This is a genomic window from Pseudomonas sp. 273 (assembly GCF_029201425.1).
GTDB lineage: Bacteria > Pseudomonadota > Gammaproteobacteria > Pseudomonadales > Pseudomonadaceae > Pseudomonas > Pseudomonas delhiensis.
This window is the reverse complement of sequence record NZ_CP116775.1, coordinates 3,814,546-3,840,509: the sequence shown is the minus strand read 5'-3', so window position 1 is coordinate 3,840,509 and position 25,964 is coordinate 3,814,546. Positions and strand designations below refer to the sequence as shown.

The 25,964-nt window shown below is 70.3% G+C and carries 23 protein-coding genes and 1 riboswitch; of the genes, 13 read left to right on the top strand and 10 right to left on the bottom strand.

The window, feature by feature from the left end; genetic code table 11:
* Positions 1–63: 63 nt before the first annotated feature.
* Complete coding sequence (locus PKO50_RS17540) at positions 64–1,329, top strand: MFS transporter (protein WP_275626748.1); 1,266 nt, start codon at positions 64–66, stop codon at positions 1,327–1,329.
* On the opposite strand, the gene PKO50_RS17535 is transcribed toward PKO50_RS17540, so the two are convergent.
* Complete coding sequence (locus tag PKO50_RS17535; RefSeq protein ID WP_275626747.1) at positions 1,326–2,837, bottom strand: DNA mismatch repair protein MutS; 1,512 nt, start codon at positions 2,835–2,837, stop codon at positions 1,326–1,328. The genes PKO50_RS17540 and PKO50_RS17535 overlap by 4 nt on opposite strands.
* Positions 2,834–4,438, bottom strand: a complete 1,605-nt coding sequence (locus tag PKO50_RS17530) for a DNA mismatch repair protein MutS (protein WP_275626746.1) — start codon at positions 4,436–4,438, stop codon at positions 2,834–2,836. The genes PKO50_RS17535 and PKO50_RS17530 overlap by 4 nt, the downstream gene beginning before the upstream one ends.
* 32 nt (positions 4,439–4,470) lie before the next feature.
* Positions 4,471–4,532, bottom strand: a riboswitch (Fluoride riboswitch).
* Positions 4,533–4,657: 125 nt separating this feature from the next.
* Between PKO50_RS17530 and PKO50_RS17525 the strand changes: the two genes are divergently transcribed.
* The 9 genes from PKO50_RS17525 (at position 4,658) to PKO50_RS17485 (ending at position 15,291) form a co-directional block, all read left to right on the top strand.
* Positions 4,658–5,680, top strand: coding sequence for a LacI family DNA-binding transcriptional regulator (locus PKO50_RS17525; protein WP_109936266.1), 1,023 nt, complete (start codon positions 4,658–4,660; stop codon positions 5,678–5,680).
* A gap of 82 nt (positions 5,681–5,762) precedes the next feature.
* Positions 5,763–6,539, top strand: a complete 777-nt coding sequence (locus tag PKO50_RS17520; RefSeq protein ID WP_109936267.1) for an AP endonuclease — start codon at positions 5,763–5,765, stop codon at positions 6,537–6,539.
* Entirely contained in the window at positions 6,532–7,485 is a 954-nt protein-coding gene (locus PKO50_RS17515) for a sugar kinase (protein ID WP_275626745.1), read from the top strand. The genes PKO50_RS17520 and PKO50_RS17515 overlap by 8 nt, the downstream gene beginning before the upstream one ends.
* Positions 7,486–7,551: 66 nt before the next feature.
* Positions 7,552–8,829: an MFS transporter gene (locus PKO50_RS17510; protein ID WP_275626744.1), complete on the top strand. Its 1,278-nt coding sequence runs from the start codon at positions 7,552–7,554 to the stop codon at positions 8,827–8,829.
* Between the two features lie 12 nt (positions 8,830–8,841).
* Positions 8,842–9,828 carry a D-glycerate dehydrogenase gene (locus tag PKO50_RS17505; RefSeq protein WP_275626743.1) on the top strand — a complete coding sequence of 329 codons (987 nt, stop codon included), beginning with the start codon at positions 8,842–8,844 and terminating at the stop codon, positions 9,826–9,828.
* A gap of 60 nt (positions 9,829–9,888) precedes the next feature.
* Positions 9,889–11,055 carry a lactonase family protein gene (locus PKO50_RS17500; protein WP_275626742.1) on the top strand — a complete coding sequence of 389 codons (1,167 nt, stop codon included), beginning with the start codon at positions 9,889–9,891 and terminating at the stop codon, positions 11,053–11,055.
* A 366-nt stretch (positions 11,056–11,421) separates the two neighbouring features.
* Positions 11,422–12,180, top strand: coding sequence for a gluconate 2-dehydrogenase subunit 3 family protein (locus PKO50_RS17495; RefSeq protein WP_275626741.1), 759 nt, complete (start codon positions 11,422–11,424; stop codon positions 12,178–12,180).
* Positions 12,181–12,184: 4 nt separating this feature from the next.
* The gene (locus tag PKO50_RS17490; protein WP_275626740.1) at positions 12,185–13,972 is read left to right on the top strand and encodes a GMC family oxidoreductase; all 1,788 of its coding nucleotides are present in this window, start codon (positions 12,185–12,187) and stop codon (positions 13,970–13,972) included.
* A gap of 11 nt (positions 13,973–13,983) precedes the next feature.
* Entirely contained in the window at positions 13,984–15,291 is a 1,308-nt protein-coding gene (locus PKO50_RS17485) for a cytochrome c (protein ID WP_275626739.1), read from the top strand.
* Positions 15,292–15,619: 328 nt separating this feature from the next.
* On the opposite strand, the gene PKO50_RS17480 is transcribed toward PKO50_RS17485, so the two are convergent.
* Complete coding sequence (locus tag PKO50_RS17480) at positions 15,620–15,799, bottom strand: hypothetical protein (protein ID WP_089392371.1); 180 nt, start codon at positions 15,797–15,799, stop codon at positions 15,620–15,622.
* Positions 15,800–16,107: 308 nt separating this feature from the next.
* Between PKO50_RS17480 and PKO50_RS17475 the strand changes: the two genes are divergently transcribed.
* From PKO50_RS17475 to PKO50_RS17465, 3 genes are all read left to right on the top strand, one after another.
* Positions 16,108–16,773: a TIGR04211 family SH3 domain-containing protein gene (locus PKO50_RS17475; RefSeq protein WP_275626738.1), complete on the top strand. Its 666-nt coding sequence runs from the start codon at positions 16,108–16,110 to the stop codon at positions 16,771–16,773.
* A gap of 227 nt (positions 16,774–17,000) precedes the next feature.
* The gene (locus PKO50_RS17470) at positions 17,001–17,888 is read left to right on the top strand and encodes a hypothetical protein (protein ID WP_275626737.1); all 888 of its coding nucleotides are present in this window, start codon (positions 17,001–17,003) and stop codon (positions 17,886–17,888) included.
* Between the two features lie 135 nt (positions 17,889–18,023).
* Entirely contained in the window at positions 18,024–18,650 is a 627-nt protein-coding gene (locus PKO50_RS17465) for a DUF502 domain-containing protein (RefSeq protein WP_275626736.1), read from the top strand.
* A 6-nt stretch (positions 18,651–18,656) separates the two neighbouring features.
* Here the strand turns inward: PKO50_RS17465 and PKO50_RS17460 are convergent, their stop codons facing one another.
* From PKO50_RS17460 to PKO50_RS17430, 7 genes are all read right to left on the bottom strand, one after another.
* Positions 18,657–19,415: a class I SAM-dependent methyltransferase gene (locus PKO50_RS17460; RefSeq protein ID WP_275626735.1), complete on the bottom strand. Its 759-nt coding sequence runs from the start codon at positions 19,413–19,415 to the stop codon at positions 18,657–18,659.
* Entirely contained in the window at positions 19,408–19,899 is a 492-nt protein-coding gene (locus tag PKO50_RS17455) for a MarR family transcriptional regulator (RefSeq protein ID WP_275626734.1), read from the bottom strand. Before PKO50_RS17455 ends, PKO50_RS17460 begins: the two co-directional genes overlap by 8 nt.
* Before the next feature lie 121 nt (positions 19,900–20,020).
* Complete coding sequence (locus tag PKO50_RS17450; RefSeq protein WP_275626733.1) at positions 20,021–20,776, bottom strand: IclR family transcriptional regulator; 756 nt, start codon at positions 20,774–20,776, stop codon at positions 20,021–20,023.
* Between the two features lie 43 nt (positions 20,777–20,819).
* Positions 20,820–21,503, bottom strand: a complete 684-nt coding sequence (locus PKO50_RS17445; protein WP_275626732.1) for a sarcosine oxidase — start codon at positions 21,501–21,503, stop codon at positions 20,820–20,822.
* 3 nt (positions 21,504–21,506) lie between these two features.
* Positions 21,507–24,410 (bottom strand): 2Fe-2S iron-sulfur cluster-binding protein, encoded by a 2,904-nt coding sequence (locus PKO50_RS17440; RefSeq protein WP_275626731.1) that lies wholly within the window; start codon positions 24,408–24,410, stop codon positions 21,507–21,509.
* Positions 24,407–24,709 (bottom strand): sarcosine oxidase subunit delta, encoded by a 303-nt coding sequence (locus PKO50_RS17435; protein ID WP_089392364.1) that lies wholly within the window; start codon positions 24,707–24,709, stop codon positions 24,407–24,409. The genes PKO50_RS17440 and PKO50_RS17435 overlap by 4 nt, the downstream gene beginning before the upstream one ends.
* 10 nt (positions 24,710–24,719) lie before the next feature.
* Positions 24,720–25,961 carry an FAD-dependent oxidoreductase gene (locus PKO50_RS17430; protein WP_089392363.1) on the bottom strand — a complete coding sequence of 414 codons (1,242 nt, stop codon included), beginning with the start codon at positions 25,959–25,961 and terminating at the stop codon, positions 24,720–24,722.
* Positions 25,962–25,964 lie beyond the last annotated feature (3 nt).

Here is a 25,964-nt window from a genome sequence, read left to right as displayed (position 1 = left end):
GAGCCACCCGCCGCGCCGCGTAGCGGCGGTCCGGCGCGCGTGCTCCGCCACCGAGGAGGCATGATGCACCCATCGCAGCAGCAGGCGCCGGAAACGGCCGGCAAGGCGGGCCGCACGGCCTGGCTCAACGGCACGGTGGTGGGGGCGGGGGTGACCAGCGCCCTGGGCGATTTCTGCTACGAGACCACCACCGTGATACTGCCCGGGTTCCTCGCGGTGCTGGGGATTCCCGCCGCCGCGCTGGGCATCATCGAGGGGATCGCCGACGCCCTGGCCGCCTACACCAAGATGTTCTCCGGCTACATCGCCGACAAGCTGGGGCATCGCAAGCTGCTGGTGGTGATCGGCTACGGGTTGACGCCGGTCGGGCAGGTGCTGCTGGCCCTTGCCCTGGGCTGGCCGCTGATCCTCCTCGGGCGGCTGGTCTCCTGGTTCGGCAAGGGGCTGCGCGGCCCGCTGCGCGACGCCATCGTGGTCCAGGCGGTGACGGCCGAGAGCCGCGGCCGGGCCTTCGGTTTCCACCGCGCGATGGACACCCTGGGCGCCGTGGCCGGGCCCCTGCTGGGCGTCGCGCTGCTGGGCTGGGCCCAGCGGCTGCCCTGGGATGATGCCAGCGGGCCGTTCCGCCTGGTGCTGTGGCTGAGCGTGATTCCCGGCGTGCTGGCCGTGCTGGCGTTCCTGACCCTGGTCAGGGACCCGCAGCACTCGGCGAACCCCGGGCTGAAGTTCTTCCAGACGCTGAAGGGCCTGCCGCTGCGCTTCAAGCGCTACCTGGGGGCCGTCGGGCTGTTCGGCATCGGCGATTTCAGCCACAGCCTGCTCATCCTCGCCGCCACGCAGCTGCTGGCCGGCAGCCTGGGCGTGGTCCAGGCGGCGCAGGTCGCCGGCCTGCTGTACGTCTGGCGCAACCTGGTGCAGGTGCTGACGTCCTATCCCGTCGGCGCGCTGGCCGACCGCCTGGGCTCCCTGCCGGTGCTGGTCGCCGGCTATGCCCTGGGCGCCCTGACGGCGCTGCTGGCGGCCCTGGCCTTCTGGCTGCGGGTGGACAGCCTGCCGCTGCTGGCGCTGCTGTTCACCGTCGCCGGCCTGTACGTGTCGGTGCAGGAGGCCCTGGAGTCCACCGTGACCGCCGACATGGTGCAGCCGCAGACGCTGGCCCTGAGCTATGGCGCGCTCGGCACCGTGAACGGCACCGCCAAGTTCGTTTCCAGCGCGACGGTCGGCCTGCTCTGGAGCGCCGTCTCGCCGGTGCTGGCGTTCGTCTGCGCCGCCGTGCTGATGGCCGCGGGCACCGCCGCGCTGGCCCGGTTGCAGGCCCGCGGCGGCTAGCCGGCGGCCGCGGGCTCGGCGAAGACCTGCGCGTACAGGTCGGTGCCGAACGCGGTGGCCAGCGGGGCGTCCTCGGTGATGCGGAAGGTCCGCCCGCCGTCGTCGCGGCGCTCGGCGCGGAGGAACAGGCTGCCCGGTGGCGGCGCTTCGTAAAGGCTGTGGGCGAAGTCGTGGAGGTGGGTGACGAAGAAGGTCTTCACCCCGGCCTCGGCCAGCGCACGCACCACCTGGCGGGCGATTTCCGAGCCCTCGCGCTCGTTGGTGGCGGCGACGGATTCGTTGCACAGCAGGATGGAGCGCGGGCTCAGGTGGTCGACGATGTCGCTCATGCGGGCGAGTTCCTCGTCCAGCTTGCCGCGCTTCATGCTGGCGTCCTCCTCGCGCTTGTAGTGGGTGTACAGGCCGTCGCAGAGGTTGGCGCGCAGCTGCCGCGCCGGCACGAACAGGCCGCACTGCAGCATCAGCTGGGCGATGCCGATGCTGCGCAGGAAGGTCGACTTGCCGCCCTGGTTGGCGCCGGTGATGACGAACAGCTGTCGGTCGTCGCCGGCCAGGTCGTTGCCGACCACCGCGCGCCGCATGTTCAGCGCCAGGCAGATGTCGTAGAGGCCTTCGAAGGCCTGCCGGTACTGCCCGGCGGGGCTGACGTCGGCGAAGCAGATGTCGCCGCGCAGCTCGCTCAGGTGCTCGCGCAGGTTGAGGCAGCCGATGTAGAACGCCAGCTCGGTGCGCAGCATGGCGAAGAAGCCGGTGATGTGCTCGGCGGCCTGGGCGAGGGCGTTGGCCACCTCGTTGGCGCCCCTGTCCTGCAGCTCCGACAGCGCCGTGGCGCCGGTCTCGTCGCGCTCGGCGATCTCGTAGACGTAGCTCTCCGGCTTCTTGCCCAGCAGGCGCTTGAGCCAGGAGCCCTGGGGCCTGGGGTAGCGCCGCAGGCAGTAGGCCACGCCGCGGTTCAGCGGGCCCAGGCGGGCGCTGACGAGAAAACCCTTGCGCAGCTTGAGCTGCTCGAAGTGGTCCTGCAGTTCGGCGAAGTACTGGTCGCTGATCTCCTCGCGGATCAGGGCGAACAGCTTGCCGAAGCCCTCCGAGGCGAAGTGCCCGGCCTGCTCGTCGGCCATCCGCCGCAGGCGTCGGAGCAGGTCGATCTGCAGGTGCAGCAGCTTCAGCGAGCGGTGCATGATGCTGCTGGGGTACTTGGTCATGAAGCTCAGGTAGATGTTCTGCTCCAGCCCCAGCACGTCCAGGGCGAGGCGGTACAGGTCGCGCACCACCGCCTGGTTGGCCAGGCAGTCGCGCAGCACCGCCTGGCGGTAGCGGACCACCTCCGGGGTGCTGTCGAAGGCGGTCAGCAGCGCGCAGCGGGCGACCTGGCGGAGGTACTTGTCGTCGCCGGCCATGGCGTCGAACAGGGTGTCCAGGGCCAGGTCCTGGACCAGGTCCTCGGCGTGCAGCGGCGGCGGCTTGTCCAGGTCGAAGTCGGCCTGCGGGTACATGAGGTGGGCTTTCATGGCCGGATGCGCTCCTTCACGCTGTCGTAGGTGAGGCGGTGCTTGCGGGCGATGGAGAGGGCGTAGGACAGCCGGTCCGCGGGCTTGCGCAGGACCTTGAAGGTGCGCCGGGACGGGTCGTCGGGGTCGACGCAGCTCATCATGCTGACGATGCTCTGGCCCATCTGCGTCAGCTCGTGGATGAAGGTGACGCACACGCAGAGGGCGTCCAGGGCGATGATCCGCGCGAGGATCTTCTGGCCGAGGAAGGCGGCGTCGCTGGCGGTGGTCGAGGAGAAGATCTCGTTGATCAGGATCAGGCTGCGGCCGCTGGCGCCCTCGAGTATCCCGCGGGCGCGGAGCAGGTCGTCCTGCAGCTTGCCGCGCAGGTCGCCGGGGCGCTCCTGTTTCTCGAACAGGGTGTAGAGGCGGTCGAAGAGGAACAGCTCGGCGGCCTCGGCCGGCACCCGGCAGCCGATGCAGGCCAGGTAGTGCAGCTGGCCGACCAGGCGGGCGAAGGTGGTCTTGCCGCCCTGGTTGGGGCCGGAGACCACCAGGATGCGCTCGCGCCCGGCCAGCTCGAAGTCGTTGCACACCACGTCCAGGCGGTTGCTGTTGCGCACCAGGCGGCTGGCCAGGGCGAGGTCGAAGGCGTTGCGGGCGAACACGGCCTTGCTGTCGGTGCGCACGCCGGGGAAGCAGAAGGGCATGCCGGCGTCCACCAGCGGCTGGATGTAGGCCAGGTAGGCCAGGTAGAACTGCACCTCACGGTCGAAGTCCTGGACGGTCGCGTCGATGAAGTCCGCGTGCTTCTCGCAGAATCCGGCCTGCTCGGCGAAGACCTCCGGGTAGAGCTGCGCCACCATGTCCAGCACGGCCGCCTCGACGTGGTTCATGCCCGGCCATTCGTTGAACTTGGCGTGGTAGTCGCGCACGTCGCCCTGGCGGAATTTCGCGAAGGTCCTGTCGATGGCCTCGCTGATGTCCTCGGTCGGCTCGTAGCGCTGGACGCGGACCTGGTTGTCCCTGATCAGCATCGAGTAGGTGACGGCGCCGAGCCCGTCGAGCAGGTGGCGGGTGTCCCCGGCCAGGCCGACGAAGCGCTCCGAGGCCAGGTAGCGCCCCAGGTACGCCAGCAGCCCGCGCAGGCCGCGCGACGCGAAGGGGCGGGCGGCCAGGGCCCGCGCCAGTTGCGTGAGCGTATCGCAATACACCCGCACCGCCTCGACGAAGCTGCGCTGCTGCTGGCGCGCGTAGTAGAGCTTCTCTTCCGGCACCAGGTGCCGGCGCACGGCGCGCATGCCGGCGGCGAAGGCCTGGAGGTCGGCGAGCAGGCCGGGGTCGAGCAGGTCGTGCATCACTTCCTGGCGGTAGACGATGGCGTCGAGGTCGTCCAGGTGGGTGTAGAAGAACGGCTCCAGGTCGTACTCGTGGCGGTCCGCGGTGATGGCGTCGACCACCTGGTCGAGGTTCAGGTCCCTGAAGCAGGGCGGCGGCGCGCTGGCCAGGGTTGGCCGGCGGGCGCCGGGGAAGAGGATGCTGTGGAAGTCGCCGGTCGTGGTGTCCGCGACGTGCGGATCGAGCGCGGCGGTGCCGGAAAGCGGCTGCATGGCTGATGACATGATCCATTCCTCCGGGGGCGGATGTCGTCCGGGGTCATGCAGGCATCATCAGCACGGGGGCGGTTAAAGGAGGAATGCCATCTCCTGGTTCCTACCCTAGCAGAATATCCGCGGAAGGCCCATTGCGTCCGCCGGTGCTTGACGGCATGCTCCATCCCTGATTTATTGAAACCGGTTTCATAGCCCTCCGGCACAAGTGAATACAAAAGGATCGACAGGGTGAACGACATGCTTCCGCCTGCCCGCGGGCGGGTCACCATCAGCGAGGTGGCCCGGGCCGCCGGCGTCTCCAAGGCCACGGTGTCGCGCTACATCGGCGGCGACCGGCAGCTGCTCGCCGATGCCACCGCCCAGCGCATCGAGGCGGTGATCGAGCAGCTCGGCTACCGCCCCAGCCGCATGGCCAGCGGCCTCAAGCGCGGCCGCACGCGCCTGGTGGGCATGCTCCTGGCGGACATCCGCAACCCTTACTCCGTCGCCGTGATGCATGGCGTGGAGACCGCTTGCCGCCAGCACGGCTACAGCCTGGTGGTGTGCAACACCGACCGCGACGACGAGCAGGAGCGCCTGCACCTGCAGGCGCTGCAGTCGTACAACGTCGAAGGCCTGATCGTGAACACCCTCGGCCACCACGCCGGCGAGCTGGCCAGCCTGGCGCGCGAGCTGCCCATGGTGCTGGTGGACCGCCAGCTGGAAGAGCTGCGCTCGGACCTGGTGGGCCTGGACAACGCCGATGCCGTGGAGCAGGCCCTGGACCACCTGCAGGCCCGCGGCTACCGCGACATCCTGGCGGTCAGCGAGCCGCTGGACGGCACCAGTTCGCGGCAGGAGCGGGTGGTCGCCTTCCAGGCTTCCATCGCCCGCCGGCCCGGCCTGCGCGGCCAGGTGCTGGAGACCGGCGACGACCTGCGCGAACGCCTGGCCGCCTTCCTCGCCAGCGCCGGGCACGGCCCCCAGGCCCTGTTTACCTGCAACGGCGTGGCCACCCTGTGCGCCACCCGCACCCTGCACCAGATGGGCGTGCGCCTGTTCGACGACCTGGGCCTGGTCGCCCTCGACGAACTGGACTGGTACCCCCTGGTCGGCGGCGGCATCACCGCCCTGGCCCAACCCACCGAACGCATCGGCCAAGCGGCCTTCCAGTGCCTGCTGGAACGCCTGCAGGGCGTCACGCAACCGGCGCGGCGCCTGGACCTGCGCGCCGAACTCATCGTCCGAGGTTCCACCCCAGTACGCGGCTGAAGCCGCTGCGGCCCAGGCCGCAGCGGTTTTCGGCTAGAAATGAAACCGGTTTCATCCCGGCTGAACGAGAAGGACAAGAACAATGCACGCGAACCCCGTATCCATCAGCCTGTCCAGCTTCGGCGCCGATGCCGTGCGGCAGCGGGGCCAGGCCGCCTACCTGGAACTGCTGGCCGAGGCCGGCGCGAGCCGCGTCGAATGGCGCGAAGAACTCTTCGACGCGCTGCCCGACGCCGCCGCCCTGGCCGCGGCCAGCGCCGCCCAGGGCCTGGAAAGCCTGTACTCGGCGCCGCTGGAGCTGTGGCGCGCCGATGGCCGCCTGGAGCCGGCGCTGGCCGGGCGCCTGCGCCTGGCAGGGGAGGCCGGTGCAGTGGCGCTGAAGGTTTCCCTCGGCCACTACCGTGACGAGTGCGACCTCGAAGCCCTGCGCCCCCTGCTCGGGCAGGGGCCGGTGCTGCTGGTGGAGAACGACCAGACCGCCCAGGGCGGCCGCGTCGAGCCGCTGCTGCGCTTCTTCCGCCGCGCCGGCGAGCTGGGCCTGCCGCTGGCCATGACCTTCGACATCGGCAACTGGCACTGGCAGGGCGAGTCGCCGCAGCAGGCGGCGCGCCTGCTCGGGCCCTGGGTGCGCTACGTGCACTGCAAGGCGGTGCGCCGCCGCGAGGACGGGCGCCTGGTGGCGGTGCCGCCGCAGGCCGCCGACCTCGACGAGTGGGAGGCGCTGCTGGCGCGCTTCGCCCCCGGGGTGCCGCGCGCCATCGAATACCCGCTGGCCGGCGACGACCTGGCCAGCCTGACCCGCGAGCAGGTCGAGCAACTGGCGCAGCTGGGCCGCGCCCCGGAGGTGCGCCATGGCTGAACACGACGTGCTCTGCTTCGGCGAGACCATGGCCATGTTCGTCGCCGAGCAGTGCGGCGACCTGGCCGAGGTGGAGGGCTTCGGCAAGCGCATCGCCGGCGCCGACAGCAACGTGGCCATCGGCCTGGCGCGCCTGGGCTTGCGGGTGAACTGGCTGAGCCGGGTGGGCGACGACTCCCTGGGCCGCTTCGTGCTCGCCAGCCTGCGCCGCGAGGGGCTGGACTGCGACGGCGTCGAGATCGACGCCGAGCACCCCACCGGCTTCCAGCTCAAGGCCCGCTGCGACGACGGCAGCGACCCGCGGGTGGAGTACTTCCGCCGCAACTCGGCGGCCAGCCGCCTGTCCCCGGCGCTGCTGCGCCCGGGCCTGCTGCGGGCGCGCCACCTGCACGCCACGGGCATCCCGCCGGCGCTGTCGGCGAGCTGCCGCGAACTCTCCCGGCAATTGCTGGACGCCATGCGCGCCGCCGGCCGCAGCGTCTCCTTCGACCCCAACCTGCGCCCCTCGCTGTGGCCGGACCGCGCGACCATGGTGCGCGAGGTCAACGCCCTGGCGTTCAAGGCCCACTGGGTGCTGCCGGGCCTGGAGGAGGGCCGCCTGCTGAGCGGGCGCCAGTCGCCCGAGGCCATCGCCGGCTTCTACCTTGAGCAGGGCGTGGAATGCGTGGCCATCAAGCTCGGCGCCGAGGGCGCCTACTTCCGCGACGCCGACGGCCGCGAAGGCGTGGTGCCGCCGCAGCCGGTGGCGCGGGTGGTGGACACCGTGGGCGCCGGCGACGCCTTCGCCGTCGGCGTGATCAGTGCCCTGCTGGAAGGCCGCGACCTGCGCCAGGCGGTGGCCCGCGGCAACTGGTGCGGCAGCCGCGCGGTGCAGTCGCGCGGCGACATGGAGGGCCTGCCGCAGCGCCACGAACTGGAAGCCCACGACGCGCGCCTGCGTGCCTGAACCCCGAAACCCGCCGGCCCGGCCGGCACCTGTTGCGACAAGAACAACAAGCTCAGGAGAAACGCCATGCAGATCGACCGACTCGCCCCACGCCGCTGGTGGCACATCATGCCCATCGTCTTCGTCACCTACAGCCTGGCCTACCTGGACCGCGCCAACTACGGCTTCGCCGCCGCCTCCGGGATGGCCGAGGACCTGAACATCACCCCGGCGCTGTCGTCGCTGCTGGGCGCGCTGTTCTTCCTCGGCTACTTCTTCTTCCAGGTGCCCGGGGCCATCTACGCCGAGAAGCGCAGCGTGAAGAAGCTGATCTTCGCCAGCCTGATCCTCTGGGGCGGCCTGGCCACGCTGACCGGCATGGTCCGCGACGTCTACCTGTTGGTGGGCATCCGCTTCCTGCTCGGCGTGGTCGAGGCGGCGGTGATGCCGGCCATGCTCATCTACCTCTGCCACTGGTTCACCCGCGCCGAACGCTCGCGGGCCAATACCTTCCTGATCCTCGGCAACCCGGTGACCATCCTCTGGATGTCGGTGCTCTCCGGCTACCTGGTGAGCCAGTTCGACTGGCGCTGGATGTTCATCATCGAGGGCCTGCCGGCGGTGCTCTGGGCCTTCATCTGGTGGCGCCTGGTGGATGATCGCCCGGCCCAGGCCAAGTGGCTCGACGAGGCCGAGAAGGCCGCGCTGCAGCGCGCCCTGGCCGCCGAGCAGCAGGGCATCAAGCCGATGAAGAACTACCGCGAGGCATTCCGCTCGCCGAAGGTGATCATCCTCTGCCTGCAGTACTTCTGCTGGAGCATCGGCGTCTACGGCTTCGTGCTCTGGCTGCCGTCGATCCTCAAGCAGGCCTCGGGCCTGGACATCGTCAGCGCCGGCTGGCTGTCGGCGCTGCCGTACCTGGTGGCGGTGCTGGCCATGCTCGGGGTGTCCTGGGCCTCGGACCGCCTGCAGAAGCGCAAGCGCTTCGTCTGGCCGCCGCTGCTGGTCGCCGCGCTGGCCTTCTACGGCTCCTACGCCTTGGGCAGCCAGCACTTCTGGGCCTCCTACGCGCTGCTGGTGCTCGCCGGGGCCTGCATGTACGCGCCCTACGGGCCGTTCTTCGCCATCGTCCCGGAGGTGCTGCCGAGCAACGTCGCCGGCGGCGCCATGGCGCTGATCAACAGCATGGGCGCGCTGGGCTCGTTCTCCGGCTCCTGGCTGGTGGGCTACCTCAACGGCGCCACCGGCGGGCCCGGCGCCTCCTACCTGTTCATGTGCGGCTCGCTGCTGGCGGCCGTGGCCCTGACCGCCGTCCTCAACCCCTCGCAGAAAGCCGAGCGCCTTCGACCGGCGCTGGGCCACTAGGAAGATACGACCATGAAGAAACGCATCGTCCTTTACAAGCGCCTGTCCGACGCACTGATGCAGCGCCTGCAGGCCCACGCCGACGTGACCCTGGTCGAGGACCCGGCCGCCGACGGCCTGGCCCGCCTGCGCGCGGCGCTGCCCGGCGCCCGGGGCCTGCTGGGCGCCAGCCTGCGCCTGGACGCCGGGCTGCTGGACCTGGCGCCGCAGCTGGAGGTGGTGTCCAGCGTCTCGGTGGGCGTGGACAACTACGACATCGCCGAGCTGGACCGCCGCGGCGTGCTGCTCACCAACACCCCCGACGTGCTGACCGAGACCACCGCCGACACCGGCTTCGCCCTGCTGCTGGCCAGCGCCCGGCGGGTGGCCGAGCTGGACCGCTGGATCCGCGCCGGCCACTGGCAGGCCGGCATAGGCCCGGCGCAGTTCGGCTGCGACGTGCACGGCAAGACCCTCGGCATCGTCGGCATGGGCCGCATCGGCGAGGCCCTGGCGCGCCGCGCCCAGGCCGGCTTCGGCATGCGCGTGCTGTACAGCGCGCGGCGGCCGCGGCCGGAAGTGGAGGCCCGCTACGGCGCGCGCCACCTGCCGCTGGAGGCGCTGCTGGGCGAGGCCGACTTCGTCTGCCTGTGCGTGCCGCTGAGTGCTGAAACGGAAGGGCTGATCGGCGAACGCGAGCTGGCGCTGATGAAGCCCTCGGCCATCCTGGTGAACATCTCCCGCGGCCGCGTGGTGGACGAAGAGGCGCTGTTGCGGGCCCTGCGCGAGCGGCGCATCCGCGGCGCCGGGCTGGACGTGTTCGTCCGCGAGCCGCTGCCGGCGGATTCGCCGCTGCTGAAACTGGACAACCTGGTGGCGACGCCGCACATCGGCTCGGCCACCGAGGATACCCGCGAGGCCATGGCCCGCTGCGCGGTCGACAACCTGCTGGCCGCGCTGGCCGGCGAGCGCCCGGCGAACCTGGTCAACCCCGGTGCCTGGGCCCGTCGATCCGGCTGAACCACCCCCCATGAGGCCGGTCCCACCCAGATGGACCCCCGTTGCCAAGGACACACTGCCATGTTCAAACCTGCCGCCCTGACCCTGCTACTGTGCGCCAGCACCGGCCTGTTCGCCGGCCCGGCCGGCGCCGCCCAGTACTACGACCTGCTGGTCGGCACCTACACCGGTGCCGGCAGCCAGGGCATCTACCGTTACCGCTTCGACAGCGCCAGTGGCCGGATCCAGGCCAGGCCGCTGCAGGTGGTGCCCAGCGAGAACCCCTCCTGGCTGACCCTGGGCCCCGACCAGACGCGCCTGTACGCCGTCAACGAGAACGGCCCCGGTGGCAGGGACGTGGTCGGCAAGGTCAGCGCCTTCGCCATCGACCCGGCCAGCCACCAGCTGAGCCCGCTGAACCAGGTGGAAAGCCGCGGCGACGAGCCCACCCATTCCAGCCTGGCGGCCGGCGGAAGGCACCTGTTCGTGGCCAACTACGCGGTGCACCCCGACCCCGGCGGCAACCTCGCGGTGCTGGGCATCGACGAGCAGGGCCAGCTGACCGGGGTGGTGCAGCAGGAGCGCCACGGCGCCTCCCGCGTCAACCCCGAGCGCCAGGCCAGCAGCCACGTGCACTCGGTGGTGTCCGGGGTGGACGGGCGTCATGTGTACGTGCAGGACCTGGGGGCGGACAAGGTCTTTGTCTACCGCTACGACGCCGCCAACCGCGAGCACCCGCTGAGCCCGGCGCAGCCGCCGGCGGTGGACCTGCCGCCGGGCAGCGGCCCGCGCCACCTGCTGTTCAGCCGCGACGGCCGCTACGCCTACCTGACCCTGGAGATGGCGGGGCAGATCGCCATGTTCGAGGTGCGCGACGGCCAGCTGCAGCGCAAGCAACTGGTGGACATGGCCGCCGGCCAGGACGCCGCGCACAAGGCCGCCGCCGCCGTGCACCTGTCGCCGGACGGGCGCTTCCTCTACGCCAGCAACCGCGGCAAGGCCAGCGAACTGCTGGTGTACGCGGTGGACCCGGCCAGCGGCCAGTTGAAGGAACTGCAGCGGCGCCCGGTGGAAGGCGTCGAGCCGCGCGAGTTCAGCCTGGACCCCAGCGGCCGCTTCCTGCTGGTGGCCAACCAGAAGAGCAACCAGGTCGTGGTCATGCGCCGCGACCCGGCCAGCGGCAAGCTGGGCGAGACGCTGCAGAAGCTCGCCATCGATGCGCCTTCCGATCTGAAATTCCTGCGGTGAGGTTGGGGTGGTGATGACGTTAATCCGGCGTCATCCCGGGTGCGTAGGGCGTATAACCGTTCGCGGTTATCCGCCGTCGGCCGTGCCACCGGGACGTCCGGCGTGGCCGGTGAATCCAATCGCGGACAAAGTCTCCTACGTCCGTGCTCCCCTGTAACCGTAGGAGCGGACTCCGTCCGCGATTCGGCGGGTAACGCCGTAGGCGTTATGCGTCCTATGTAGACATATCCGCCGGTGAGCTTTCGATAGCCACCTATGCTTACCGACACGAACAACAGCCCCGCGCGCCCAGCACCACCGGCCGCAAAAGGGGCGAGAAGACCTACACGACCTGATTGACCTGTTGGAAAAAGGAGATACCCAGCCATGTCCAACGAAGACCCCAGCGCCGCGCAACCGGCGCGGCGCGAGTTCCTGCGCAAGTCCCTGACGCTGATCCCGGTGGCCACCCTGGCCGGCGCCGGGGTGGGCAACGTGGTGCTCGGCGAGCAGGCCCAGCCCGCGCCTGCCCCGCAACCCGCCGCCGAGCCGGGGCAGGGTGGGGCGCGCGCCTACCAGCCGACCTTCTTCACCGCCCAGGAATGGGCCTTCGTCCAGGCCGCCGTGGCCGTGCTCATCCCCACCGACGGGCTGGGGCCGGGGGCGGCGGACGCCGGCGTGCCGGAGTTCATCGACCGCCAGCTGAACACCCGCTACGGCAGCGGCGGGCTCTGGTACATGCAGGGGCCCTTCCACCCGGACGCCCCGGCGGAACTGGGCTACCAGCTCAAGCTCAGCCCGCAGGAGATCTACCGCCTGGGCATCCAGGAAACCGACGCCTGGTGCCAGGCGCAGTGGGGCAAGCCCTTCGCCGAACTGGACGCCGCGCAGCAACAGCAGGCGCTGGAGACCCTGGACGCCGGCAAGGCCGCGTTCCAGTCGGTGCCGGCGGCGACCTTCTTCGCCATGCTCTGGCTGAACACCCGCGAAGGCTTCTTCAGCGACCCGCTCCACGGCGGCAACCAGGGCCTGGCCGGCTGGAAGCTGATCGGCTTCCCCGGCGCCCGCGCCGATTTCATGGACTGGGTGGAGCGCGACGAGCGCTATCCCTTCCCCCCGGTTTCCATCAGCGGCGAGCGAGGTTGAGGCGATGGCCCAGGTATTGAAGAAAGTCGACGCGGTCATCGTCGGGTTCGGCTGGACCGGCGCCATCATGGCCAAGGAACTGACCGAGGCGGGCCTGCAGGTGGTGGCCCTGGAGCGCGGCCCGGCCCGCGACACCTACCCCGACGGCGTCTACCCGCAGACCATGGACGAGCTGACCTACAACTCGCGCAAGAAGCTGTTCATGGACATCTCCCGCGAGACCGTGACCCTGCGCCACGGCCTGAACGACATGGCCGTGCCCTACCGGCAGTTCGGCGCCTTCCTGCCCGGCACCGGCACCGGCGGGGCGGGGCTGCACTGGTCGGGCGTGCATTTCCGCGTCGACCCGGTGGAGCTGCGCCTGCGCAGCCACTACGAGGAACGCTACGGCAAGGCCTTCATCCCCGAGGGCATGACCATCCAGGACTTCGGCGTCGGCTACGACGAGCTGGAGCCGTACTTCGACTTCGCCGAGAAGGTCTTCGGCACCTCCGGCACGGCCTGGTCGGTCAAGGGCCAGGTGGTGGGCCGCGACAAGGGCGGCAACCCCTTCGCCGCCGACCGCTCCAGCGACTTCCCGCTGCCGGCGCAGAAGAACACCGTGTCCGCGCAGCTGTTCGAGAAGGCCGCCCGCGAGGTCGGCTACCACCCCTACAACCTGCCGTCGGCCAACACCTCCGGGCCCTACACCAACCCCTACGGCGTGCAGATGGGGCCGTGCAACTTCTGCGGCTTCTGCAGCGGCTACGCCTGCTACATGTACTCCAAGGCCTCGCCCAACGTGAACATCCTGCCGGCGCTGCGCCAGGTGCCGAACTTCGAGCTGCGCAACAACGCCCACGTGCTGCGGGTGAACCTCAACGCCGAGAAGGACCTGGCCACCGGCGTGACCTACGTCGACGCCCAGGGCCGCGAAGTGGAGCAGCCGGCGGACCTGGTGATCCTCGGCGCCTTCCAGTTCAACAACGTGCGCCTGATGCTGCTCTCGGGCATCGGCAAGCCCTACGACCCGCTGAAGAACGAAGGCGTGGTGGGGCGCAACTTCGCCTTCCAGAACATCTCCACGGTGAGCGCCTTCTTCGACAAGGCCAGCCACCACACCAACCCCTTCATCGGCGCCGGCGGCAACGGCGTGGCGGTGGACGACTTCAACGCCGACAACTTCGACCACGGCCCCCACGGCTTCGTCGGCGGCTCGCCGTTCTGGGTCAACCAGGCCGGCACCAAGCCCATCGCCGGGGCCAAGGTGCCGCCGGGCACGCCCAAGTGGGGCAGCGCCTGGAAGGCCGCCCTGGCCGACAGCTACCGGCACATGCTGGCGATGGACACCCACGGCGCGCACCAGTCCTACCGCGACAACTACCTGGACCTCGACCCGGTCTACAAGGACGCCTACGGCCAGCCGCTGCTGCGCATGACCTTCGACTGGAAGGACAACGACGTGAAGATGAACCGCTTCATGGTCGCGCAGATGCGCAAGATCGCCGATGCCATGGGCGCCAAGGTGGTCACCGCGCCGATGAAGGAATTCGGCCAGCACTTCGACGCCACCGTGTACCAGACCACCCATCTCAACGGCGGGGCGATCATGGGCACCGACCCCAAGACCAGCGCGCTGAACCGCTACCTGCAGGTGTGGGACGTGCACAACGTGTTCGTGCCCGGCGCCTCGGCCTTCCCCCAGGGCCTGGGCTACAACCCCACCGGGCTGGTGGCGGCGCTGACCTACTGGTCGGCGCGGGCCATCCGCGAGGTCTACCTGAAGAACCCGGGCCCGCTGGTGCAGGCATAGGAGGCTGGAGCATGAAGAGATTCCCCATCGCCGCCCTGGCCCTGGCCGCCAGCACCGCGCTGCACGCCGCCGACCCGGCGCAGGTGAAGCAGGGCGAATATCTGGCCCGCGCCGGCGACTGCGTGGCCTGCCACACCGCCAAGGGCGGCCAGCCGTTCGCCGGCGGCCTGCCGATGGCGACGCCCATCGGCACCATTTACTCGACCAACATCACCCCGGACAAGACCGGCATCGGCAACTACAGCTACGAGGACTTCGAGCGTGCGGTGCGCCAGGGTATCGGCAAGGGTGGCAGCACCCTGTACCCGGCCATGCCGTACCCGTCCTACGCCCGCGTCAGCGACGAGGACATGCGCGCGCTCTATGCCTACTTCATGCACGGCGTGGCGCCGGTGGTGCAGGAGAACAAGGACAGCGACATCCCTTGGCCGCTGAGCATGCGCTGGCCGCTGGCGATCTGGCGCAACCTGTTCGCCCCGGAGGTGAAGCCCTTCGCGGCCGCCGGCAACGACCCGGCCGTGGCCCGCGGCGCCTACCTGGTGGAGGGCCTGGGCCACTGCGGCGCCTGCCATACGCCACGGGCGCCGACCATGCAGGAGAAGGCGCTGAGCGCCGCCGACGGCCCGGCCTACCTGGCCGGCAGCGCGCCGCTGGAGGGCTGGATCGCCAAGAACCTGCGCGGCGACCACAAGGACGGCCTGGGCAGCTGGAGCGAGGCGGAGATCGTCGCCTTCCTCAAGACCGGGCGCACCGAGCGCACGGCGGTGTTCGGCGGCATGGGCGACGTGGTGGAGCACAGCATGCAGTACATGACCGATGCCGACCTCACGGCCATCGCCCGCTACCTCAAGACGCTGCCGCCGGTGAACCCGGACGACAAGCCGTTCCAGGAGGACCGCCAGGTCGCCGAGGCGCTGTGGAAGGGCGACGACGGCAAGGCCGGCGCCGCGCTCTACGTCGACAACTGCGCCGCCTGCCACCGCACCGACGGCAAGGGTTACGCCCGGGTGTTCCCGGCGCTGGCCGGCAACCCGGTGCTGCAGAGCGCGGACGCCACCTCGCTGATCCACATCGTGCTCGACGGCCACACCCTGCCGGCCACGGCGACGGCGCCGTCCACCTTCAGCATGCCCGGCTTCGCCTGGCGGCTGTCGGACCAGCAGGTGGCCGAGGTGGTCAACTTCATCCGCAGCAGCTGGGGCAACCAGGCCGAAGCGGTGGACGCCGGCCAGGTGAAGGCCCTGCGCAGCCAGCCCAGGCCGGAGTTGAAGGCGGCGACGCTGATCCGCGATACCACGGGGGCGCAGGAGGAACCGTAGGGCGCCACCGGTGGGGCCAATCGCGGACGGAGTCCGCTCCTACGAAAAGCGCTGCCAGCCGGTGATGTAGGAGCGGGCCCTGCCCGCGATTTCGCGCGCAGGGCGCGCTCCTACAGGGGAGTGCAGCGGTGGGGCCGCGTAGGAGCGGACTCCGTCCGCGATGGGGCTATCCGTGCCAGCGGAAATCATCGCGTTCGCCGGCAACTCCGGCGTAACCGGCGGGCTCTACGATTGCGCCTCATGCCGAACGGCTCCCTCTCCCGCTTGCGGGAGAGGGCGGGGGGAGAGGGCAAGCGGACTACCCCTCGCACTCCAGCCAAACCGCCCCTCAATACCTGGGCAACGACTGCACCCGCGGATCGATCTGCTGCCGGGGTATCTGCTGGCGGCTGGTGCGGTCCTTGCTGTCCGTCTGCTGCCCGGGGGTACAGTCCTGGCTGCTGCAGGCGGCCGTTCCCAGGGCCAGGGTGATCAGCGTGGCAAGCGGGAAAAGGAACTGCCGTCGCATGGCGAGCCCTCCGCGAAGGTGGTGCTTACAGCAAACACGCGAATACCCGCCGGCGCCTAAGCAGGCGACGAGCGGAGGGCCGGCCCGGCCGACCACCCATCCCCCTGTCGCCGTGGCCGGTGAACTCATCGTGCCGTTGCGCTGTCTGTCTGCTGTCGGCCCACCCGGGCGGCGGGCCAGGGCCTGCGCCACCCGGGTGACTGCGCTGCCCTGATTTCCCAGTTCGTAGCGTCCCTGACCATTTGCCTGGCCGGCTTTTTACCGCGCCCGCTCGCCGGGGTTCGTTTATCGCCATGTGAAGATTGCCCATGTCCCTATCCCGTCATTTCCCCGCCTCCGTATCCCTTCCCACCCGCGCCCTGGGCGCCTGCCTGCTGGGTGGCCTGCTGGCGGCCGGCGCCGCGGCGCAGGCCGAGGAGGGCGCCGGCAATGCGCGCTGGGTGAGCGACAGCCTGACGACCTACGTGCGCAGCGGCCCCACCGACGGCTATCGCATCGTCGGCACCCTGACCTCGGGGCAGAAGGTCGAGCTGCTGAACACCCAGGGCGACTACAGCCAGGTGCGCGCCGAGAGCGGCAACAGCGTCTGGATTCCCAGCCGCGACCTGCAGGACAAGCCCGGCCAGGCCGAGCGCCTGCCGCAGCTGGAACAGAAGGTGAGCGAGCTGAGCACCGAGCTGGCGGGCATCGACGACAGCTGGAAGCGCCGCGTGCAGGGCATGCAGGAAACCCTGGACTCGCGCAAGAAACTCATCGACGAGCTGCAGGCGGCCCGCGCCGGCCTCGACGACGAGCTCACCAAGGCCCGCTCCGAGCTGCGCGCGGCGCAGGCGCAGCTGGGCGACGAGAACAAGCAGGTGCTGATGCGCTACATGGCCTACGGCGGCAGCATCGCCGGCGCCGGCCTGCTGGTCGGGCTGATCCTGCCCACCCTGCTGCGGGTGCGGCGCAAGCGCAACGACCAGTGGATCTGAGGCGGCGGCGCCGCGCACGCTGCGTTGAGGCGCTGGAACCGGCCGCGATAACGGCTATGCGAAAGCCGTCTCAAGGCCGGCAGGGGGCGGCCAGCGCCCTGGCCTAGGCTTGCTCCGAGTCCGTTCGCAACGCCTTCTGCGCCAATGCGATGCCGCCTCCGGCCATGCCGGGGCGGTGCCGCGCAGGGGCTGGCCGACGCCCCGCAACGCCAGCACTGGAGACCCCCATGCCCCCGCGCATCCCGAGCCTGGAAACGCCCCCGCTGCATCCGGGGACCCCCAACTACACCCTGTACGCACCGCAGCCGGCCGAGTGGGTACGGCGGGACGTGCTGGACGCCTCGGCCAATGGCTCGTTCATCTCCACCTGCCTGCGGGTGATCACCCGCAACGGCCAGTCGAAGAACTTCGAAACCCTCTCCGGCCAGGATGGGCTGACCTTCGGCATCACCGACTTCGCCACCGATGGCGGTGTCGCCGAGTTCATGCAACGGGTCAACCAGCACTTCCCCGATGAATTCGCCGCGGCCTTCGCCGACCATGCGCACGACCTGCTGAGCCTGGCCTGGATCAAGCAGAACAACGCCGGCGGCAAGGGCGCCGCGGCCAACGACCAGGGGCTGATCCGCTTCCCCTGGTTGCGCCAGGGGTTGGACCGCATCCTGACCGATCCGCACATCCGTGGCGTGCAACTGGCCAACTTCAGGCACGGCAAGATCGACCCCAGCTTCGAGGCCTTCCAGCACCGGGGCTTCAAGCTGCAGTTCACCCTGGGCTGCATGATCGGCCTGGCCAACAGCCTGGGGGCCGGCGGGATGCGCTCGGCATTGCAGCAGGCCATCGAGCATCAGGCGGACCTCGGGGACTCGGGCGAGCTGGCCGTCGCCAGGCGCCTGCTGCAGCACTATGTGGAGACGGACCCGCACCCGGGCCCGAAAGATGGCGAGCTGCTGGCCAGGGGCTTCGTCGCCGGGGCGGAGTTGTCCGAGGACGGGCTCGGCCACCGTGGCCGGCGGGCCTACGCGCTGTTCAAGGCATTCCCGCTTGCCGCGCCCTTCCAGGAATTGGGCGAGTTCAGCCTGGCGGACGAAGGGCCGTTGCCGCCCGACGGCTGACGGAGCATCGCAGCGCCTCCCTCTGCGCGGCCGCGGAGAAACGGCCCGCCGTCGTCTAGGCTGTCTGCAGGCCCTGTCGTCTCCCCATAGGGGGTCAGGCACAGACCGCGACCAGCACTGCAAGGAGACTCTCCCGTGAAAAACGCCGTCGTTTTCATCGGCAGGTGCGTGCTGGCCGGCCTGCTGGTCGTCCTGCCGATCTACCTGGCGCTCCTGCTGCTGCTCAAGGGCATGGCTTCGGCCGGCCAGTTGGTGCGGCCCTTCACCCGGCTGCTGCCGGAGAGCCTGCCGGCCCAGGAGATTCTGTCCGTCCTGCTGGTGCTGGTGGTCTGCTTCGTCCTGGGGCTGGCCGTGCGCACCCGGTTGGGGCGGGCGGCCCGTGGCCGGCTGGAGACGTCGGTGTTCGGCAGGATCCCGGGCTACGAGCTGCTGCGCAACCTGACGCTGCAGGTGGCGGGCGAGAAGAACGACGGCATCTGGAAGCCGGCGCTGGTGGAGATCGAGGAGGCGCTGGTGCCCGGGTTCATCATCGAGGCGTTCGAGGACGGCCGCTACACCGTGTTCGTGCCCTCGGTGCCGACGCCCTTCGCCGGTGCCGTCTACGTGCTGGACGGGCCCCGGGTGCACCCCATCGACGTGCCCTTCACCCAGGCGGTCAAGGTCATCACCAAATGGGGCTCGGGCGCCCGCGACCTGGTGCTGGCCATGGAGTCCGCCCGCGGCCGCGACGGCGCCCCGACGGCCGCGCCAGGCGAGCGCTGATTTCGCTTACAGACGCCCGATCCGCATGTTGATGGGCCAGGCCACCGGCTGCAGGCTGGCGGGGTCGCCCCAGCGCTCGGCGAGGTCGGCCGCGAACCGCTGGAGCAGCTCCTCCCGCCCGGCCTCCCTGGCGCTACGCACCGCCGACCAGGTGGAGACGTAGCCGAGGAACGCGTCGAGGTTCCATTCCAGCCGGATGGCTATCGAAGGGCCCTCCAGCTCCGCGAAGGGAAAGTCGAGGGTGGCGTAGCCGCTGTCCACCAGCTTGCGTTCGGCGGGCCAGTAGGGGCCGATCTCGTTCCAGTAGAACTGTTCGAAGCGCGCCCCCAGTTCGCCCTCCAGGCGCAGTACGCCGTAGCTGATCAGCGCGAGGATCGCGTTCGGCCGCGCCACCCGGCGAACCTCGGCATAGAAGCGGGGCAGGTCGAACCAGTGCGCCGCCTGGGCTGCGCTGATCAGGCTCGCGCCATGGTTCGGCAGCGGCAGCTCCTCGGCCCGGGCGCAGCCGTAGCTGACGTTCGCCTGGGGCGTGGCGTGGGCGATCTGGTCTTCGCTCGGGTCGAACCCGACCACCGTGCTGAAATGCGCGGCAAGCCGGCGGGTCAACTGGCCGTTGCCACAGCCGACATCGACCGCGAGAAGCCGGTCGGGCGCCACCGAGGCCAGGTAGGCGGCAAGCTCCGGCGGGTACTCCGGCCTGAACTGCGCGTAGGCCTGGCCGCCATGGTCGAACCAGTTCTTCGGTTCCGTGGTGGCGTCATTCATCGTGGGAGGCTCCCGTCGCGAGGTTTTGCTTGATGTGGCTCAGGCGTTGCGAAAAGCCCTGGCGCTGCAGTGCCCTGGCCGCGTCTTCCAGCACGCGGCGCAGTGGGTGGCCGATCTCCTCTTCGAGCTGTTCGATGGCCTCGAAGGTCGCGGCCCAGTGCGAGTCCAGCTTGCCCAGCAGCGTCTTGCCGGCTGGCGTCAGGCGGATGACGCTCTTGCGGCCATCCTCGCCGCGCTGGCGGAAGATCACCCCGTCGGCCTCCATGTGGCCGACCGTCTGGCTGATGGCGCCCTGGGTCAGGTGGCTGCGCGCGGTGATCTCCGTGACCGTCTGCGCGCCGGCACGCAGGGCGCGCAGCACTGGGGTGTAGCGCGCCCGGTAGTCCAGGCCCATCTGCCGGTAGTGTTCCTCGGCGCCCAGCTCCACCAGCTCCGACACATGGCGCAGCAGTTCGCCCAGGCCGGGCTCGTTCTTTCCGCTCATGACGGGTCTCCCTGGAGGTTGGCGGCAAATTACATTAGCGCTAATGGAATTTGCAAGCCGGCCTGCCCGTTGGAGGGAGTCGTTATCCGGAGCTTCGCCGCCGCCCTGCCGCCCGGTTTTCCTAGGGCATCAGCTCGCCGGAAATGGCCGTCGCGGTTTCCTGCAGCAGCCGCAGGTAGCGGCCTTCGGCTCCGGGGGACTCCAGCACCGCTTCCGGCCCGGACAGGTTGATGGCGGCGACCACCTGGCCGCTGCGGTCGCGGATGCCGGTGGCGATGGCCGTGGAGTAGTCCGAGCGGTGCAGCACCCAGCCGCGTTCGCGGTCCTCGGCGATGGTGTGCTGCAGCTCCAGCAGGGTGCGCGGCGCCGGTGGCGGGTAGTCGTCCAGGCGCACCTGCTGGTAGAGCTGGGCCAGGCCTTCCTCGTCCAGGGCGGTGAGCAGCACCCGGCCCAGGGCAGTGACGTGGCAGGGCAGGCGGGTGCCCACGGGGATGTTCACCGTCAGCCGCTGCGGGGCGAAGGCGCGGTAGATGTAGAGGCTGTCGGTCTGCTCGCGGATGCTCAGGTGGCACGACAGCGAGGTGCTGTCGCGCAGGGCGTTGAGGTGGGGCAGGGCGATTTCCACGATGTCGCGGCTGCACAGGTAGGCGAAGCCGTCGGAGATCACCCGCGCGCCCAGCTCGTACTGGTTGCGCTCCAGGCGGTTCAGGTAGCCCATGCCCTGCAGCGTCTGGACGATGCGGTAGAGCGCCGAGGGGCTCACCCCCAGGCGTTCGGCCATCTCGTTCATGCCCAGGCTGCGCTGGCGGGCGTTGAACAGCCCGAGCAGGTTCAGGCCGCGTTCCAGGGCCGGTACGCGGTAGTCGCTTTCACTCATGGGGCCTCCACGGCGGCGCCCCTCGCGGGGCGCCGCCGGCCGGTCAGTCGAGCAGGGCGTCGATGCCCACCGGGCGGCCGTCGAACTCGGCCATGGCGTCGAGCAGCGCTTCCCAGAAGTACTGCACCGAGGCGCGGTCGCAGAGGATCTGCAGGTTGGGCAGGTCGTCGCCGCCGGCGTTGATGACGATGACGTTGATCCGCGCCGCCGAGGTCTGCGCCACCGCGCCGGGGCCGAAGGCCTGCGGGCGCAGGTCGACGCCGCAGAGCTTGGCCATCACCGCCGCGTAGTGCTCGCCGCTCAGCTGCAGCCAGGCGTGGCTGTCCTGGCGCGGCAGCAGGTAGTTGGCGCTGTCGTCCAGCAGCCAGGCGGCCTCTTCGCCGGCGACGCGCGCGCCGCCGTCGTGGAGGCTGCCCAGCAGCAGGTACTCGGTCTGCGACAGGCGCGCCACCAGGCCGCCGTCGGCCTGGCGCAGGGCGCGGTTGGGCGCTTCCGGCAAGGCGTAGCCGCGGGCTTGCAGGTAGGCGGCGGCATCGGCCCCGCGGAAACCGGCGCGCGGCAGGTTGCTCAGGTCGATCAGCGCGCAGCTGCGCAGTTGCGCGTGTTCTTCCTGCTCGCCGTAGCGGGCGACTATGGCGGCGCTGCCCAGGGCAGCCAGGCGCGCGCCCCGGTGCAGCGGGTACAGCGGGCTGCGTTCGATGAAGTCTTCGGCTTTCAGGCTGGACATGGCTCAGAGCTCCTGGCGCAGGTTCTGCGGGTCGTAGAAGGGCAGCTGGACGACGGTGGCGCGCACCATCTCGCCGCCCTCCACGCGGATCGGGATCTGCATCCCCGGGGTGGCCTGGTGGGCGCCGGCGTAGGCCAGGCCGACGATCAGGCCGAGGCTCTGCGAGTACTCGCAGGAGGTGACGTTGCCGCTGATGTCGGCGCCGTCCAGCACCAGGTGGCCCTCCAGCGGCTGGGTGCTGCCCCTGGGCAGGGTGAAGCCCACCAGCTTGCGCTTGAGCGGCTGCGCCTCGAGGATCTCGATCGAGCGCTTGCCGACGAAGAACGGCTTCTTGCGGCCGATGGCCCACTGCATGTCGATCTCCGCCGGGTGGGTCATGCCGTCGGTGTCCTGGCTGATGATCACGTGGCCTTTCTCCAGGCGCAGCAGGCGCTGGGTCTCCACGCCGAACGGGCGGATGCCGTGCTCGGCGCCGGCTTCCATCAGCGCGTCCCACAGGCGTTCGGCGAAGCGCGCCGGCACGTGGACTTCGTAGCCCAGTTCGCCGACGAAGCCCACGCGCAGGATGCGCGCCGGAATCCCCGCCACCTTGCCGCTGCGCACGCCCAGGTAGGGGAAGGCTGCGGCGGACAGCTCGACGTCGTCGCAGAGCTTTTCCAGCACCAGGCGCGACAGCGGGCCGGCGAGGTTCACCGCGGCCAGGGCGGCGGTGACGTTGGTGATGTCGACGTTGAGCCGCCACTGCGCGTTCCACTTGAGCATCTGCTGGTAGATGCGGTCGACGCCGCTGGTGGTGGCGGTGACATAGAAGTGCCGCTCGCCCAGGCGCGCGCAGACGCCGTCGTCGATCACCACGCCGTGCTCGTTGGTCATCAGCGCGTAGCGGGTGCGGCCGATGGCCAGCTTGGCGAAGCCGAAGGTGTACAGGCGTTCGAGCAGCTCGGCGGCGTCCGGGCCGCGCACGTCCAGGCCGCCGAGGGTGGAGACGTCGATCAGGCCGACCTTCTCGCGTACGTGGCGGGCCTCTTCCTGCATGCAGCGCTCGCGGTCCTCGGCCTTGCCGTAGAAGGCCGGGCGCTGCCAGATGCCGGCGGGCATCATTTTCGCCCCGGCTTCCAGGTGGCGGCGGTGCATGGGCGTCTGCCGGTAGGGGTCGAAGGCGCGGCCGGCGACGTGGGCCAGCTTCTCCGCCTCGAACGGCGGGCGCGCGGTGGTCACGCCGGTTTCGCCGATGCCGCGGCCGGTGGCCTGGGCCACCAGGCGCGCGGTGGGCAGCGCCGAGTGGCGGCCCTGGGACGGGCCCATGCCGACGGTGGAGAAGCGCTTGACCAGCTGCACGTCGCGGTAGCCGCTGCGGGTGGCGTTGACGATGTCGCGCACCTGCAGGTCCTCGTCGAAGTCGACGAAGTCCTTGCCCTTGGGGTGGGGGAAGATCGGCCAGGCGAAGTTCACCCGTGCCTCGCTGGTGAAGGTCCGCGGCGCCGGCGCTTCCAGGCCCAGGGCGGCGAGGGCGGCGGCGGCCGCGCGGGCGCCGTCGGCGAGCACGTTGACCAGGGCGTGGCGGCCATTCACCGAGCCGGCGATGTCCAGCCCGGCGGGCAGGCCGCTGATGGCGAACTCGGCGCGTTCCTCCTCGTAGGCCAGCTTGCCGCCGGCCTGGCACAGCAGCTGGTAGACCGGCATGTAGCCGGCGGACATGCACAGCAGGTCGCAGGCCAGTTGGGTGCCTTCGCCGGCGACGCTGCCCTGGCCGCTGATGCGGCGGATGTCGACGCCGCTGACGTGGCGCAGGCCGGGCTCGTGCAGGGCTTCGTAGACGGTGCTGCCGGTGTGCAGCGCAATGCCGCGGTACTTCAGCTCGTCCGCCAGCCGGGCGTCGGCCGGGGCGTCGCGCATGTCGACCACGGCGGCCACGCTCACGCCCTGTTCCTGCAGGTCTAGGGCGGCCAGGTAGCCGTCGTCGTTGCCGGTCAGGACCACGGCGCGGTTGCCCGGTTTCACCGCGTAGAGCTTCATCGCCCGTTGCGCGGCGCTGGTCAGCAGCACGCCGGGCAGGTCGTTGTTGCGGAACACCACCGGCTGGTCGAAGGAGCCGGCGGCCACCAGGCAGCGGGTGGCGCGCACCTTGTACAGGCGCTTGTGCTGGATCACCGGCAGGTAGTTGTCGGTGAACCAGGCGTTGCAGGTGGCCTGGGTCAGCACCTGGATGTTCGGGTGGCCCTCGACGGCGGCCACCAGTTCGGCGCGCAGTTCGCCGGCGCGCTTGCCGGCGATGTCGAAGCGCGCGTAGTTCAGCGAGCCGCCGAGCACCGGCTGTTGCTCCACCAGCAGCACCTTGGCCCCGGCGTTGGCGGCGTCCAGCGCGGCGCGCAGGCCGGCGGGGCCGGCGCCGATCACCGCCAGGTCGACGAACAGGTAGGCCTTGTCGTAGTACTGCGGCCTGAATTCCAAGTCGAGCACGCCGAGGCCGGCCTTCTTGCGGATCAGCGGTTCCCAGACCTTCCACATGCCCTTGGGCTTGTAGAAGGAGCGGTAGTAGAAGCCCACCGGCATGAAGCGCGAGAACTTGCCCAGGTAGGCGTCGCGGTCGTGCTCGAGGCTGCCGGAGAAGTTCTGGCCTTCCACCGCCAGGCCTTCGCGGGCGGGGTGCATGTCGGCCAGCACGTTGGGTTCGTCGGGCAGTTGCACCAGGGTGTTGGCGTCCTGCCCGGCGAGGGTCAGGGGGCCGCGCGGGCGGTGGTACTTGAACGAGCGCGAGAGCAGCCAGCGGCCGTTGCCGAGCAGGGCGCTGGCGATGCTGTCGCCCTCGAAGCCCTGGTAGTCGCGGCCGTCGAAGGAGAAGCGCAGCGGCTTCTCGCGGTCGATCAGCAGGCCCATGGGGGCGGGCAGGCGGTTGAGGGCGCTCATTGGGCGGTCTCCTGCGGGGCGACGGCGAAGTCGATGCGGCGGTCGAAGATTTCCTTCGGGTCGAAGGTGCGGATCACCTGGTCGGTGACCGTGTGGCGCTCGGCCAGGAACCAGTAGCTGGAGGCGTTGTGCAGCCACCACTCGAGCACGATGCCGGCGGCGTTGTCGCTGTTGAACACGTAGTCGGCCCACTCGGCATCGGAGCAGCTGGCCGGGTCGGGCATGCGCTTGAACTCGCCGCCGTAGGTGAATTCGCTGATGTTGCGCGGCCCGTTGAGCGGGCAGGTCAGGATCTTCATCGCTGGTTCCTCAGTGGCTGGCCGCGGTGGCGCCCATCTCGTTGACCTGCTGGAAGCGGCTGAAGCGCTCCAGGGCGAAGGGCGCGATCAGCGCCGGCACCTTGCCGCCGCTGGCCACCAGTTCCGCCATGGTCTTGCCGCAGATGGGCGTGGCCTTGAAGCCCCAGGTGCCCCAGCCGGCGTCGAGGTAGTAGTTCTCCACCGGCGACAGGCCCATGATCGGGCTGTAGTCGGGGGTCATGTCGGTGATCCCGGCCCACTGGCGCATCAACTTGGCGTTGGCCATGAACGGGAACATCTCGATGGCGTGGGCCAGCAGGCTTTCCTTCAGGTCCAGGGTGGAGCGGGTGTTGTACAGCGGGTAGGGGTCGGAGCCGCCGCCGAAGACGATCTCGCCGCGGCTGGTCTGCTGCACGTAGCAGTGCAGCGCCGAGGAGCTCACCAGCGGGTCGAGGAACGGCTTGAACGGCTGGGTGACCATGGCTTGCAGCGGGTAGGTGTGGATGGGCGCGCGGATGCCGGCCTTGGCCATCAGCAGCGAGCTGGCCCCGGCGATGGCCTGGACCACGCAGCCGCACTGCACGGTGCCGCGGTTGGTCTTCACCGCCTCGATGCGGCCGTCGCGCACCACCAGGTCCTGCACTTCGGTGAGCTGGTGGATTTCCACGCCGCGCTTGGCCGCCTGCTTGGCGTAGCCCCAGGCCACGGCGTCGTGGCGCGCGGTGGCGCCGTCGATGTGCCACAGGCCGGCGAGCACCGGCAGGTGGCCGGGGTCGAGGTTGAGCGTGGGCACCAGCTCGCGGATCTGCTGGCGGTCGATCATCTCGGTGCGCCCGCCGAAGTGCCTGTTCACCTCTGCGCGCTGGCGGAAGGCGCGCACCGTGGCGTCGGTGTGCGCCAGGGTCAGCTGGCCGCGCTCGGAGTACATGATGTTGAAGTCGAACTCGTTGGACAGGCCCTGGAACATCCGCACCGACTCGGCGTAGAACTTCACGCCCTCGCTGGTGAGGTAGTTGGAGCGGATCACCGCGGTGTTGCGCGCGGTGTTGCCGCCGCCCAGGTAGGCCTTCTCCAGCACCGCCACGTTGGTCACGCCGTGGTACTTGGCCAGGTAGTAGGCGGTGGCCAGGCCGTGGCCGCCGCCGCCGATGATCACCACGTCGTAGCGCGGCTTCAGCTCGCAGGGCGGCGGCAGGTCGACTTCCACCGGGTAGTCGGCGCTCAGGCCGTATTTCAGGAGGGCGAAAGGCATGCT